Raw genomic sequence first — 13991 nt, 5'->3', positions numbered from 1 at the left:
AGCCTTGAGCTCTGTTTCCTTTTTTTTAGCTATTTTTAGAATTCTTTTAACAAAGCCCTTTTAATAAATATCCCGTTTTGAAAAGGTTACGAATGAAATGATAAAGCCGGCAAGTCCCCAAACTGCAAGGACAGTCATTGAAAATCCTAATGTCATTCCTTCGATTGGCGTAGCCATTCCGCTTATATAGTTTGTGAGCTGTAAGTTGACCATAAAGAAATATTTTGCGCTTTCCCATGAAGATACCATGTTGATGAGGATTGCCCCGGCGATGAGAGAAGCGAGCATGATTCCCATTACTGCAGCGGTACTTCTTAACAATACCGAAAGCATAAAGGTCAATGTACCGACGATGACACACACATACCAGACGAGGCCGAACTCCATCAAAATGTATTGCCATTGCGGGACGATATGCACAAAATCTGTAACGAGCTCATCTCCAGAAACAGAAAACCCGGTTAAAAGAGGCATACTCCAGCCACCATATCCGAAAACTAATCCTGATATCGTATAAGATAAAAAGGCTACTGAAAGGACAATAAATGAAACAGAAAGCAGCATGGCTATATATTTACTTAACAAAACGCGCCATCTTTTTACTGGTCTGGTCAGCAGAAGCTTTATCGTACCTCCGCTTGATTCAGAAGAAACGAGGTCAGCGACGATAACCATGACGAGAAGAGGTAATAACAAGTCAATCGAATTCTCTACAAAAACACGCATAAACGTTGGAGCGCCAGGTGTGTTGGGGTCGATGTCATTTTCAAGATAATACTGCTGCTGAGATAATCTGATCTTTAAGTATTTGCGCCACTCATCCTGCAGGCGGCTAGAACTGAGTCTGTTTTGGGTATCCGTTATTTCTTGCTGAAGAACGGTCCGCCAATCTTGCGTCCCCATCTTTTCGCGCTGTTCCTGGATCTGCTTGAACTGAGCGTATGTAAATAATGGTACGAGGAAAGCGATAATGAGCACGATGACGTATAATCTTTTTTTTCGAAGGAGCTTCAGCATTTCATTGCGCACAAGATTAATCAATAGTTTCTCCTCCTGTCACTTCCAAGAACAAGTCTTCAAGAGAAGGCAGCTGTGTTCTCATCTCTTTAACTTTCACTCCAGCCATAACAAGCTTTTTGTTCCACTCTGGCAATAATGATTCATTACAAAGCGTAATCAAAGTTTCGTCTGGACCTTCTGTTACAGCCGTTTCTTCTTGTAAAAGCTGTTTTGCAAACTCGATAGGCTCTGCTTTCCAAATCACTCTTTCTTGTTCTGCAAGTAAATTTTCTACCGAATCTGTTCGAATGACAGAGCCTTTTGAAATAATAGCGACTCTGTCACACATAAGCTGAATCTCGCTCAGTAGATGTGATGAAACGAGTACACTTAAATTTTCTTCCGTTGCAAGCTGTCTGATAAATTCTCGCATCTCCCGTATTCCAGCAGGATCAAGACCGTTTGTCGGCTCATCGAGAATAAGTACTTTTGGTTTTCCTAGCAGAGCTTGGGCAATTCCGAGCCTTTGTCTCATCCCGAGGGAGTATGTACTGACACGGTCATGTATTCGATTTGACAGACCTACTAGTGTTATAACTTCTGTTAATCTATCTTTTGAAATGGAAGGATCCATTCTAGCAAAATGGTCCAGATTCTCCCAACCGGTTAAATAAGAATAAAGCTCTGGGTTTTCAACAATACAGCCAAGGTGTTTCATCGCTGCTGTAAATTCTGTCCGTACATTTCTTCCGCCGATTCTTATCGTACCTGAAGTAGGAGAGATCAAACCGACGATCATCCGGATCGTCGTCGTCTTCCCAGCTCCATTTGGTCCCAGAAATCCAAATACTTCCCCTGGATAAAGTGTAAATGAGACGTCTTTTATAATTTGCTTGCCTTTAATCTTCTTTGTGAGATGGTTTACTTCTAATGCGGGAGTATTTGTCATGACTCTTTTTCCTCCTGTTCAAAGTCGATCAGTGAGGCTACGCGTTCTGCGATAAGCTTGTAACCTTTTGTATTAGGGTGAAATTGATCTGTGTATAAAAAGTTTTCAACCTGAAGCTGAAAAAGATCAAAAGTAGGAACATAAACGATTTTTTGAAAAGCGGCCGCCGTTTCTGCTGTTTGAAAGTTCCAGTCTCGTACGATAGAGGATGTTGTTTTTGCATCTGCTAGATTACTGAATGGGTTATAGAGACCGACATGATAGATGACAGCTTGATCGTTTAATTCTCGCAGTTGTTTATAAATCTTTGAAACGTTGTTAAGGTAGACATCTTTTTGTGTATTTATTTTAGTGAGATTTAAGGATTCTAAAGCGGTACCTTGCTGGAAAAGATCGTTGCCGCCGATCGTCATGATAATAACATCTGCATTCTTCACCTGACGCTGTATTTCGCGTTGATGAAGCTGCCTGAGAAGCCCCTGTGATTTCTCCCCTTTAACAGCTGTATTGATAAGGTTGACATCTTTGTCTGACTTTTTCTTTATGATGTCTGCAAGGTAGCCAGCATATCCTTTACTGTCAGCATCGCCTGTTCCTCGCGTTAAAGAATCGCCTAAAGCGAAAATGTTTAAGTTATTATCATCCTTTTTTTGGATGGCTGATTCTATTTTTTCTTCTGGTTTCATTAATTGTTTATTGGCAGTGAACTGATCCTGCAGTGTCCATCCTAAACCGAGCAGCCATATAACGGTAGCCAAAATCGAAACAACAGATATTACAGTTAGCATGTACTTTTTCAAAACGGTCTTCATCCTTCCCGATTCCCTTACTCTGTTCTTTATAGGATAGCAAAAAATGAATCGTATTCTAACTTTTTTGCCTTTTTAAGGTAAAATAAATCAAAGAGGAGTGAAAATATGCAAAAATATGAGTGGTTATATATATGAAGTGGGCTCCGATTGGTGAAAAACAGCGGATAGAATCGTTAGATATTTTAAGAGGAATCGCCATTTTTGGTATTTTACTCGTTAATATGAAATCTTTTTCGGGTCCAGATGATCCGGTCAGAAGCTTAAGTTATGAATTTTTTGATCAGCCTTATCACATTTGGACGAATATTTTACTGGACTTTTTTGTTCAAGGAAATTTCATTACAATGTTTTCGTTTTTGTTTGGATTTGGAATGATATTGATGGCCGAAAGAGCGGCAGAAAACGATAAAGGTTTTGTTACAGTTTGGATCAGACGGCAATTCGTTTTGCTGGCATTTGGAATTCTTCATGTCGTCCTTTTTTGGTACGGAGATATTCTGATTACGTATTCGATCGTTGGATTGCTGATGCTTTTATTTTATAAGCTGCCGCCTAAGTTTTTGCTGATCGCAGGAATAGTGCTCCTCGTTCTGTACGGTTTGTTTATGACCAGCCTTACTTATTTCTACTGGGCTAGCGGGACTGCATTAAGTGAACAGGCAGCGTCAAACGCGCATTACCTTTCAGAAATTAAACAATCGGTACAAATTTATAGTGAAGGAACATTTGGAGAAATTACGTCAGAACGTATACGAGAATGGACAGATTTAAACAGCTTTCTGCCATTTTTTATAGCAGGGCTGCTGCCGATGTTTCTTTGGGGAGCATATGCGGCTAAAAAGCGTACTTTTTCAAACAGAACGTTGTGGAAGCTTTGGTTTGCTACGATGATCTTAGGGGCAGGAAGCAAGCTGCTGCCTATACTATGGTTTGGTTATAAAGGCGAAGATTGGCACTATGACACGGTAATGTCCTGGGGATATGAATTTGGCGGTCCGATGATGAGTATCTTTTATATTTGTTCGATTGTTCTTCTCAATAGACATGGAAAGTTTAAACGTTTGTTTAACTTATTCCGTTTTACAGGCAGGATGGCGTTTACGAATTATTTAACACAATCAATAGTCGCAACAACTATTTTTTATAGCTATGGATTTGGTCTGTATGGAAAGTATGGTCCGTTAGTTGGCGTATGTTTTGCATTTATTATTTTCGGTGTTCAAGTTGTGTTTTCGAAATGGTGGCTTGCTAATTATTACTTTGGTCCATTTGAGTGGGTTTGGAGGTCATTGACTTACGGTAAAGTTCAGCGGTTAAAAAGAGCAAAAGAACAATCTGCATAATGTGACGATGAAAAAAAAGAAAAGAGGCGGGCAGATGCAAGAGTATGGATATACAAAAACGGTAGGTGTGACCTTAGGTGTGTTAACAATCATTGGAGCAATCGGATTTGGCATCTTGTCTTTAATCGGAATGAGTTTATCAAAAGCATTAAATGGTACACCGGATAATTCTTCAATGGGCAGTTCCGTTTTGATGGTTTTTTGTATACTTCTTCTATGCGGTTTAATTACAGCCTTTGGATCTTATAAGCTAAAAAGTAAAGCTTGGAAAAAGTCTTATATGGGATTCTGTTTTATCATTGGTATCGGTTCAGTCATAACCTTTTTCGTTTCGTTCGGGGCGTTGGGATTTAATAACGAAATCTTCATTTTGTGTATGGGAATTGTTTATTTAGTTTTAAGCTATTTAGTGAAAAGGAAAAAATGATCGTAATAGATTGTTGTCGGGGTAGAGGAGTATGATCGCGTCGAAGCATGTCGGTTCGTGGTTAAATCAAAATTAACGTGGAATTATGCTTTATTTTCGTGGATATATGAGCGATTACTGTGGAATAAATAAGGTTTACTGTGGATATATGGCGTGGAGAGTATTTATTGTCAGGCAGAAAGATCCTATTATATTAAAATGGAAGATGAAAATAAACATTTTCTACCTTATTTTCTGATTTTTTTCGTTTTTATAAGCTTTTTTAAGCAGTATACATGAATTTTCCTTCAAGGTATGAGGTGAACCAGCTCTTCATAATAATACCGATCTAAAATCATGCAGATGCATGGTTTTTTTAGTACCATAAACTTTGTTGATGTTAACCAATGTGGGGGCGATACATAGTGACGGATTCAATCTTAACTTTTTTTAATGAATACAGTGAGTGGGCAGTGGCGGTCTCCCTTTTCATAAATATCATAATTGCTGTGTTGGGTATTGTCCCATCCGTTTTTATAACAGCTGCAAATATTCTGTTCTTTGGATTTTGGTACGGAACGGCTGTTTCTTTTATTGGAGAGGCACTTGGAGCGGTCGTTTCTTTTGCTTTATACAGAAAAGGATTTCAGAGCGTGTCCAGACAAAAGCTGATGAAGTACCCCCGGGTGGTAAAACTGCTGAATGCTCGAGGGAAAGAAGCTTTTACCTTAATCTTTTCATTGCGTCTGCTGCCATTCGTCCCATCTGGTCTTGTTACTTTTGCAGGCGCGATTGGCACCGTTTCTATAGGAATATTTACAGCAGGCAGCTCACTGGGGAAAATTCCAGCTCTTATTCTGGAAGCTTACTCGGTATACAATATAACTGAGTGGAATAGGGAAGGAAAGATAATCTTAGGGGTAATCGCACTGATAGGGATTTATGGAATTGTAAAAAAGTTGAGAATATAAGCAAATTAAAACGAGTAAGTTTAAAACAAAATTAGGAGGAAATTAAAATGGAAATGAAAACATTCAATGTAGAAGGTATGACTTGCGGACATTGTAAAAGTGCGGTAACTAAAGCATTAACTGAGCTGGATGGTGTTAAAAACGTAGTGGTTCATCTTGAATCAGGTAAAGTTGATGTAGAAGTGGATTTGTCCAAAGTAACGGTTGCGGAAATGCGTGAAGCAGTAGAAGAGCAAGGCTATGATGTTAAAAACTAATAAACGTTCTATATAAAGAAGGGGTCTGTCCCGGGTCTGACCCCGGGACAGACCCCTATTTTATAGAAAGCTTGTCCAGTTACAAATTAGATGTTTCCTTTTAGTGCTTTTGCAACTTTTGCAACTCGTGCTCCTAATCGTGAGGCCATTTGTTTTTCACCATCAGCTGGCTGTTTGCTTCCGTCAGCTCCCGCAACAGTTGATGCAGCATACGGTGAACCGCCGATACCATCGGCCGTCATCTGTTCTGGATTTTCGCCGTAAGGGAGACCTACATAGATCATTCCAAAATGCATCAACGGAACAAATGAAGTAATAGCTGTGGATTCCTGTCCGCCATGAATCGTATTCGAGCTTGTAATAACCGCTGTTGCTTTACCTTCAAGATCTCCATTTGCCCAAAGACCTCCAGCAGAGTCCAGAAGCTGCTTCATCTGTGCAGGCATCATGCCATATCTCGTTGGTATCCCCCAAACGATTCCATCAGCCCATTTTAAATCATCAAGTGTAGCCTCCGGAATATCTTCCTGAGCTTCTTGAGCTTTAACATATGCATCCTGCTGTGACATATATTTTTTCGTTATTTCAAATTCTGGAACTTTTACGACTTTAACTTCTGCACCTTCTACCTGCTTGGCACCTTCAGCAGCTGCCAGAGCCATTTCATGAATGTGTCCATATGAACTGTAATAAACAACTAAAACATTAGCCAAAATAATCTACCTCCTTAAATTTAACGACGATATTACTCTTCCCGTTTCTATAAGGTTAAAATCATTAAAAATAAAAAAAACGCCTGAATTCTTATCAGGCCATCATTTTTTTAATATGGATAATATGGATAAGAATAAGGGGATGGGTATGCTGGATATGGATAAGGTGTGTAGTACAATGGATAAAGTGATAGTGCAACAATTGTAGAAACTGGGAATATCTGTCGGTAATACCTTCGATAATGCGGGCCGCCATTCCATTGACGCTGTATTTGTTGGCTTACTTGGCCAGACTGCTGGGCGCTTTGCAGAGTCATCTGCTCTTCGGGTTGCTGCTGTGCACCCTGCTGTTCTTCATCAGCAGGCATCATGTATTGCGGGACTAGCATGTAAACATTTTTATGATCCAAATCCGTAATAATTCCTTCCACTTGCTGACCACCGCTCGTTTGTGCGATAACGTGATAATACATATGCTGCTTGCAAAGCTCATGCATCGATTTGTCCGTACGATTCACTGCTTCTGGATCAGCATTTCTATGATTCATTGGTATCACTCCTTCCCATTTATATCTTTATTTCATCATTTTTAGAGATATGCCTAACTCAAAAATTGATAATAATACCGCTAAAAACAAAAACACCTTTCTTAATATTTAATAAAAAGCTCTGTTAATTGATAGTGTTGATAATTCTTGAAGGTCAGAAAATCCAATTCCTTTCCACTGACGAACCGCCAAGTCTCCTCGTCGTACCTCCTGCGGGATCTCGGATGCACGTTTTTCCGCAGAAGTGTCACAGATTTTCTTTGCAATTTCAACAACGATGTTCAGAGCAAATAAAAAACAGCTCAAAGTGATAGAATCACATTGAGCTGTTCTTTTTGCGAAATGTTTAACTTTTTTCTGAGCTAGGCAATTTAGCTTTAAACAACCGTTTGAAAAATGAAAAAACCATTTCTGCTTCCAAGTAATAAAAAAGTTTGAAAAGTAAGCTTCCGAGTAAAATACCTGCAACAGCATCTAATACGACATGCTGTTTAAGAAATAAAGTCGATAGGATAATACTGAATGAAATCGTTGAAACGAAAAAGTCTTTTTTAATGGTCCATGTTTTACTGTGGCGTATCGCCAAAATCATTAAATAACTGGTAAGAACATGGATACTCGGAAAACAGTTAAAAGGCTGGTCGGCCCCATATACATATTTAACCATGCCAGTAATAATCCCATCTCCATTTAAATCAGGGCGGGGGACAGTCGTCTGAAAAAAGAAGTATACAGCATAACAAGTAAGCATACCGATGCAAAAACTTAATAAGGTCTTGTAATAAATCGCTCGATCAAATACACATAAATAAACAAACATCAAAAAAATAAACGCATACCATAATAAATAGGGAACCACAAAAATCTCTATAAATGGGATTTTGTGATCTACTGCAGTGATAAGTTGTCTTGCTCCACGCTCCCCATTGTTTAACACACCATAAATGATACTTAGTAAAGGGATTGAGAGGAGAAGACATAATGCCAAAATATTCTCTTTTATTAATCGCACTACGAACTACTCCTTTATCAATTATCAAACAATTTAATTATTCTATTTCTATACCCGTTCTGTGAAGATATACACGTATCCTTAAAAATTACCATATTGTGGGTGTTGTGTCATTCAAAAACCCTTCAATTTTACCAAAAATTTTTTCAATGTTTCTTCTATTAGTGTTCCCCAGTATTTTTTCAAAAGGTCTGGCACTATTTGTGACAAGTAGTAATAATATCAAATAAAACGAAATATTTTTTGACTTTTCTGATAAATACAATATAATGAAGGTACAACCGTGTGACCTATTGCATAATTAACCTCTTTTGAAAGGAGTGTTATGGATGTATGTAGGCAATACCATTAAAGTTAGCCGCTATGATGGAGAGTATTTTGAAATTAGCCATGATTGGATGATGGAAGTGGTATGGAATAAATATAACATGCCGCTTAAAGAGTTCATGTCGTCTTATGACAAATTTGACAGTGATTATATTTATTCACTGGCAGTCATTGAATCCATTGATTTTAAATTAGAGCATGATGAAGACTACCTGCATATCGGGTAGTCTTTTTTTACTGTTATAGGTGTAACTATCGAATAAGTTTAAAATCATTTACTAACTAAGTTTCTTTATGTCAAAAGTCCCTCTGCCAACATACACTGTGTTTAGAGTTCAGGGTAGGGGAGTGCAGAAGAAATGGCGAAAAAAAAAGCGAAGAAAAATAATAAATATGACAGCCAAGTTAATAAATATCAGCACACATTGAAAATGGTAACGAGCGAAACATGCATTGCTTGTAAAACACAATGTGCAAGAGGACTGGAATATATTGAACGAATGAGTGAACCAGGAGCTTTCGGAAAAGGAGTCCCTTGCCATCTTACAAAAGGCAAAGGTTTTAGATGATATTAAAATAATTGAAAGTTGAGATCGTCTTAAAAGGATGATCTCTATTTTATTTATTAGGGACACTGGTGGAAACACGTACTAGCAAGACACAATAAGCAGAATACGAATGAGAAATCTTAGTCTATCGTCAGCGGAAAGGATGTAAAATTTCTGGTTATCAACAGAGAAGTTGCTTATTCCGTTGCTTTTTTAGATAATAACCGCTATTTCTTACCAGAAAACTTGGGAAAACTGCATGCATTATACTAAAAAGAAAGCACATGTTCTCGTTCAATTTTCCCAATACACAGGATTCATCACCCTTGTTACAATAAGGTTATCCCAACGATCTTATGAAAGGCGGGTAAAATTGTAACAGGACGGGTGAATGGCGTGAAAAAGAAAGTACTTGTTTATTTGTATCCTCAATTTAGAGAAGTTGAGATTATGACAACTTTGTCTATAGTCGGTAGAAAATATGAGGTTTTACCTTTTTCACTATTGCCAGGAACTGTTACGAGTGAATGTGGATTAATGATGCAGCCTGTCATTAAGATGAAGAATATCAGCCCAATGGATTATGAAATGTTGATCATACCCGGAGGAAAACAAGTATTCACCCAAGGAAACACAAGACTTTTGCATTTAATTCAAGTGTTTAACCGCGAAGGGATAAAAATTGCCGCGATCGGTAACGGTGCAGCAATTTTAGGCAGAGCGGGTATATTAAATGATCGTACTTATACCGTTTCTTTGAAAGAAGATGAATACTCAAAGGCGGGGATCTGGCTAAATGGGAATTTCACTTCTAAACCATTGGTAGAAGATAAGAATATCCTTACTGCCCAAAGTCATGCATATATTGATTTTGGCTTAACGATCGGGGACCGTTTGAAATGCTTTGACGGCCTTGAAGAATATAATTTTTATAAAGGTACAAGTTCCTTTTAAGGAATTAACGATGCTCCCCCTTACGTTCTCTGGCTTACGCCGGAGAACGTTTTTTACTATTGGAAATAACTAACAAAAAGTCAGGGTAATAATTTTAAGTTCACTGCTTGACAAAAGTAAGTGTCCGTTTTATTATATAAAAGAATTAACTAACAAAAAGGAAGTTAGTTGAAAATACTTACAATATTACTCATACAAAAAGGGAGAGCTGCTTCAAATGAAAATACTTTATATCAATGCCAATCCAAAACCGATGGAACAATCTTTTGGTCTCCGTTTAGGGCGCCATTTTCTTAATGAATTATCTAACCAAAGTGAAAATGTAGAAATCGAAACAGTTAATTTATACGAAGAAAACATTCCGTTTATTGATGCTGATGTTCTCGATGCTTGGGGGAAAGCAGCAGCTGGTCAAGAACTTTCACCATCTCAAATCGAAAAAACAACTCGAATGGGTGAAGTTTTAAACCAATTTTTATCTGCTGATGTATATGTTTTTAATACACCAATGTGGAATTTAAGCTATCCTCCAATGTTAAAAGCATATATCGATAACGTAGTAATGGCTGGTAAAACATTTAAATATACCGAAAATGGACCAGCAGGACTGCTTGGCGGCAAAACAGCTGTTCACATACAATCACGCGGCGGTGTTTATTCTGAAGGACCTGCTCAAGCGTTTGAATTTACGAACGGTTACTTGCAAGGTATAATGGCGTTCATCGGAATCACTGATTATCATCATGTATTTACAGAAGGTATGGCTGCTGAGCCAAATCGTGCAGAAGAAATTTTATCTGCAGCGAGCGAAAAAGCTTCTGAATTAGCACAAGTTTTAGCAGCAGCTAAAAATAACGCTTAATAATGGATGAATAATAGTGGAATAGTAAAAAGGTGACTGTGAAATCAGCACCTTTTTATATTTTTTGAAGATGAAAAAGGAGTGGAGAGGCATGAACGAAACATTCAAAGTCATGGAAGAACGGTCATCGGTTCGTCTTTATCAAAAAGATAAAGAAATACCAAATGAGACATTGTACAAAATTTTAGAGATGGCAGGAAAAGCACCCTCTGCATGGAATCTTCAGCATTGGCGATTCCTTGTTGTAACATCGAAAGAACAGAAAGAAACGCTTTTCCCAATTGCCTATAATCAAAAGCATGTGCTGGATGCATCAGCCGTTGTTATTATATTAGGGGATACTGAAGCTGATAAAGTGGCTCCGGAAGTTTTTGAAAAAGCACCTGAAGAAGCACGGAACATGTTACTGAACAATATTAAAAGTGCTTACTCGCAAGGGCGGCCTTTAGGGGAGAAAGAAGCTCTGAAAAATGCATCATTAGGAGCGATGCAGTTAATGCTTGCCGCTAAAGCATTAGGCATCGATTCATGTCCAATGTCTGGATTTGATCATGAGGCGATTATTCCGGCATTTGGCATCCCGGAAAGATTTATTCCAGTAATGATGATTACACTCGGGTATGCAGATGAACCTGCAAAACCAACCGATCGATTTGATATTAAACGACTTGTCATGCACGAAAAGTTTGAAGATAATTTTTAATAGCTAATGAATAAGCAGTCTTGTTTCACATTGATGAAACAGGCTGCTTTTTGTTTAGGTAAATATGCTATTATTTATATAACATCCATCCATAAAGGGGCTTTTTATGAGTACGTTAACGATTTCTTTACTTGTTTCGCTTGTCATTATTATTTTTGTCATCATCATTTTTGCTGCTGCGATCACGAAAGGCTATTCCTACAAACATACTGTGGATACACTGGAAGATAATCCGTATTTAAAGAATGAAAAAGAGAAAAACGGAGCGGAAGAAAACGAAAAATATGAATAACTTGATGATCCTTGAAGGGAAGTATGGAAGACATGGAATTTACGATCAGTCCAAAACCACCATTTGATTTTCAAAAAATGATGCAGCGTTTGACGGTTACAGGAAAAACTCATGTCTTAAAACTAAATGAAGAGCTCACAAAGTATGAAAAAATTATACATATCAATCGTTTGCCTTGTTATCTTGGTGTGACGTCACTAGGGACTGTTAATCATCCAGTTTTGAATTGCCGGGTAATACCGATCGAAGGGAACATTCGTGAAGAAGAAGCTAGAAAAAAAGTACAGCAGCTTTTTTCAACAGACCTGGACCTTTTTCCTTTATATAAATATTTTAAAGATCATGAAGAATTAGGACCCGTATTAGAACGCTTTAAAGGTTTAAAGCTTTTAACGGAAACTGACTTGTTTGAATCCATTGTAAAAATCATATTAGGCCAGCAAGTAAATTTAACTTTTGCTGGAACACTAACAGACCGCTTAATCAGACTTGCAGGGAAAGAGATTGAGTTTGAGGGCTCATTTTTTCAAGTGTTTCCGACACCAGAGGACACAGCTCAATTAGCATACGAGGATTTGCGTGAATTGCAATTTAGCCAGAGAAAAGCTGAATACATCATCGACCTTGCTCGATTAATTGTAGATGGGACGCTTGATTTAGAAGGGTTATGGAATCATACAGATGACGAAATCATGAAGTGTTTGCTACCTATAAGAGGTATTGGAAAGTGGACAATTGAATGCCTTTTAATATTTGGAATGGGGCGTCCAGATATTTTACCGGCAGCGGATATTGGCCTAAGAAATGCCGTTCGAAATGTGTGGCATTTAAACAGCCAGCCGAATGAAGAAGAAGTGCGCCAGCTTGCAGAAAATTGGAAACCATGGCGTACATACATCACCTATTATTTATGGGAAAGTCTGAATCAAACGCCAAATGTTGTGGATCAAACGTAAATGTTTTCAGAATGACTCAATAAGTGCTGAAAAAGTACTTATTGGGTATTTTTTTGTTCATTTTTCAGAGAAAATGAAGTGAATATTCGTTTATGAAAATTCCGGGACCGGAAATTACATTTTTTTTATTATCGTAATAAGATTGAGAGACATCGTAAGAAATAATCCAACGAGAATCAGCGATAATCCAACGGAAATAGGACTTAATCCAACGGGTATTGAGTATAATCCAACGAGTTTTTATTAAATACTTCCGAGTCGACAATATTAGACACGTGAACTTTCATAAAAAAGGTAAACCCCAACAGTGGGGTTTACCTCTACTAATTAAAGCTCTTTCCCTAAAAACTCCGCAATAGCCTTCATTCCATAGATGCCTGCAGTTTCTTCGGCATCACGATTATAGTTGGTATTCGTGTTAACGTCATAAGCAAACACGTTTCCGTTTTTATCCGTAATGATCTCAATTCCAGCAAACGCTATTCCATTAGCTTTTAAAAACGCTTCATAATTGGATTGAAGGGGCAGTGTAAAGTCCTTTAAGATATGAAACTTAGGTGTTTGCTCAGCTGGTTCTTCAGTAATCGGGCAAAATTGATCGCCGATTTGGCAAGCATCAGCAGGACATAACTCAAACCCTTCTGAAGTATCAACTCGTACGGCATACAAAAATTTTCCGCCAACGAATTCACAGCGAACGATGAACGGTTCAGGTGCCTCGATATAATCCTGCAGCAATGTGATTCCGTCAATGGAATCGTCAAACTGCTCACCATTCACATATGATTCTAACGCTGATATTGATTGAAACAGTTGAACGCCAAGTCCTTTACCAGCTCGATTATGTTTCGTAATAAATGGGCCATTAAAATAATCCGCTGCTTTTAAAAGTTCCTCTTTACCATAAGCCGCAATAGTACGAGGTGTTGGAATGTCGAAATTTTTTAGTGCACTATATTGGTTTACTTTACTGATTTCTAGCTGAAGCGCCCTGCTATCATTGAATACTTTTCTGCCGTAGCTCTCCAGCCAGGCAAGGACCGCAGAGGTGTACTCTGGTGAATAACGATGTCCTCTTGTATGGGATGAAGCACTCATCCGATTATAAAATATACCCTCCGGTGGTGCAGTGCTTAAATCAATATGCCCTTTTGCCATATGCCAATCTTCATAGGGAAGACCGAGTTCATCAAAACGTTGGAATAATGGGGCAGTCCACTCACTGTTTTCATGAATGACGTATATTTTTTTGTCCATGGGAATCCTCCTCACATCAAATCCGACTGCTCTTACAAACTTAGTCTATTATAGATAGCAGTGATTGAACAGGTAAACGCAA

At 38.1% G+C, this 13991-nt stretch carries 18 protein-coding genes; 11 read left to right on the top strand and 7 right to left on the bottom strand.

Annotation, left to right across the window (positions count from 1 at the left end):
* Positions 1–60 precede the first annotated feature (60 nt).
* The 3 genes from RGB74_RS15815 to RGB74_RS15805 are packed head-to-tail and all read right to left on the bottom strand — an operon-like array spanning position 61 to position 2748.
* Positions 61–1041 (bottom strand): ABC transporter permease, encoded by a 981-nt coding sequence (locus tag RGB74_RS15815; protein WP_310760254.1) that lies wholly within the window; start codon positions 1039–1041, stop codon positions 61–63.
* Positions 1034–1948: an ABC transporter ATP-binding protein gene (locus tag RGB74_RS15810; RefSeq protein ID WP_310760253.1), complete on the bottom strand. Its 915-nt coding sequence runs from the start codon at positions 1946–1948 to the stop codon at positions 1034–1036. Before RGB74_RS15810 ends, RGB74_RS15815 begins: the two co-directional genes overlap by 8 nt.
* Positions 1945–2748, bottom strand: a complete 804-nt coding sequence (locus RGB74_RS15805) for a GDSL-type esterase/lipase family protein (protein ID WP_310760252.1) — start codon at positions 2746–2748, stop codon at positions 1945–1947. Before RGB74_RS15805 ends, RGB74_RS15810 begins: the two co-directional genes overlap by 4 nt.
* Positions 2749–2891: 143 nt before the next feature.
* On the opposite strand from RGB74_RS15805, the gene RGB74_RS15800 reads away from it, so the two are divergent.
* The 4 genes from RGB74_RS15800 (at position 2892) to copZ (ending at position 5737) form a co-directional block, all read left to right on the top strand.
* Entirely contained in the window at positions 2892–4103 is a 1212-nt protein-coding gene (locus RGB74_RS15800; protein ID WP_310760251.1) for a DUF418 domain-containing protein, read from the top strand.
* A gap of 34 nt (positions 4104–4137) precedes the next feature.
* The gene (locus tag RGB74_RS15795; protein WP_310760250.1) at positions 4138–4530 is read left to right on the top strand and encodes a hypothetical protein; all 393 of its coding nucleotides are present in this window, start codon (positions 4138–4140) and stop codon (positions 4528–4530) included.
* 404 nt (positions 4531–4934) lie between these two features.
* Entirely contained in the window at positions 4935–5480 is a 546-nt protein-coding gene (locus tag RGB74_RS15790; RefSeq protein ID WP_310760249.1) for a TVP38/TMEM64 family protein, read from the top strand.
* A gap of 47 nt (positions 5481–5527) precedes the next feature.
* The gene (gene copZ, locus RGB74_RS15785; RefSeq protein WP_310760248.1) at positions 5528–5737 is read left to right on the top strand and encodes a copper chaperone CopZ; all 210 of its coding nucleotides are present in this window, start codon (positions 5528–5530) and stop codon (positions 5735–5737) included.
* A gap of 86 nt (positions 5738–5823) precedes the next feature.
* Here the strand turns inward: copZ and wrbA are convergent, their stop codons facing one another.
* The 3 genes from wrbA to RGB74_RS15770 all read right to left on the bottom strand — a co-directional run bounded on the left by wrbA (position 5824) and on the right by RGB74_RS15770 (position 8010).
* Positions 5824–6450, bottom strand: coding sequence for an NAD(P)H:quinone oxidoreductase (gene wrbA, locus RGB74_RS15780; RefSeq protein WP_310760247.1), 627 nt, complete (start codon positions 6448–6450; stop codon positions 5824–5826).
* Positions 6451–6560: 110 nt separating this feature from the next.
* Entirely contained in the window at positions 6561–6998 is a 438-nt protein-coding gene (locus RGB74_RS15775) for a hypothetical protein (protein ID WP_310760246.1), read from the bottom strand.
* Between the two features lie 346 nt (positions 6999–7344).
* Complete coding sequence (locus RGB74_RS15770; RefSeq protein WP_310760245.1) at positions 7345–8010, bottom strand: phosphatase PAP2 family protein; 666 nt, start codon at positions 8008–8010, stop codon at positions 7345–7347.
* 329 nt (positions 8011–8339) lie between these two features.
* Here RGB74_RS15770 and RGB74_RS15765 point away from each other — a divergent pair, with 329 nt between their 5' ends.
* The 7 genes from RGB74_RS15765 (at position 8340) to RGB74_RS15735 (ending at position 12652) form a co-directional block, all read left to right on the top strand.
* Entirely contained in the window at positions 8340–8564 is a 225-nt protein-coding gene (locus RGB74_RS15765; RefSeq protein WP_310760244.1) for a hypothetical protein, read from the top strand.
* 132 nt (positions 8565–8696) lie between these two features.
* Positions 8697–8906: a hypothetical protein gene (locus tag RGB74_RS15760; RefSeq protein WP_310760243.1), complete on the top strand. Its 210-nt coding sequence runs from the start codon at positions 8697–8699 to the stop codon at positions 8904–8906.
* Between the two features lie 375 nt (positions 8907–9281).
* Positions 9282–9839: a DJ-1/PfpI family protein gene (locus tag RGB74_RS15755; protein WP_310760242.1), complete on the top strand. Its 558-nt coding sequence runs from the start codon at positions 9282–9284 to the stop codon at positions 9837–9839.
* A gap of 217 nt (positions 9840–10056) precedes the next feature.
* The gene (locus RGB74_RS15750; RefSeq protein WP_310760241.1) at positions 10057–10701 is read left to right on the top strand and encodes an FMN-dependent NADH-azoreductase; all 645 of its coding nucleotides are present in this window, start codon (positions 10057–10059) and stop codon (positions 10699–10701) included.
* A 91-nt stretch (positions 10702–10792) separates the two neighbouring features.
* On the top strand, positions 10793–11404 hold the full coding sequence (locus RGB74_RS15745; protein ID WP_310760240.1) for a nitroreductase family protein: 612 nt from the start codon (positions 10793–10795) through the stop codon (positions 11402–11404).
* Positions 11405–11510: 106 nt separating this feature from the next.
* Complete coding sequence (gene ytzI, locus RGB74_RS15740) at positions 11511–11696, top strand: YtzI protein (protein ID WP_310760239.1); 186 nt, start codon at positions 11511–11513, stop codon at positions 11694–11696.
* Positions 11697–11719: 23 nt separating this feature from the next.
* A complete protein-coding gene (locus RGB74_RS15735) occupies positions 11720–12652 on the top strand; it encodes a DNA-3-methyladenine glycosylase family protein (protein WP_310760238.1) in 933 nt (310 codons plus the stop codon).
* A 327-nt stretch (positions 12653–12979) separates the two neighbouring features.
* On the opposite strand, the gene RGB74_RS15730 is transcribed toward RGB74_RS15735, so the two are convergent.
* Positions 12980–13909 (bottom strand): ATP-grasp domain-containing protein, encoded by a 930-nt coding sequence (locus RGB74_RS15730; RefSeq protein WP_310760237.1) that lies wholly within the window; start codon positions 13907–13909, stop codon positions 12980–12982.
* Between the last annotated feature and the right edge of the window lie 82 nt (positions 13910–13991).

Source organism: Bacillus sp. NEB1478 (assembly GCF_031582965.1).
Classification (GTDB): domain Bacteria; phylum Bacillota; class Bacilli; order Bacillales; family Fictibacillaceae; genus Fictibacillus.
The sequence above is the reverse complement of the archived record's forward strand: the minus strand, read 5'-3'. Positions and strand labels throughout refer to the sequence as shown.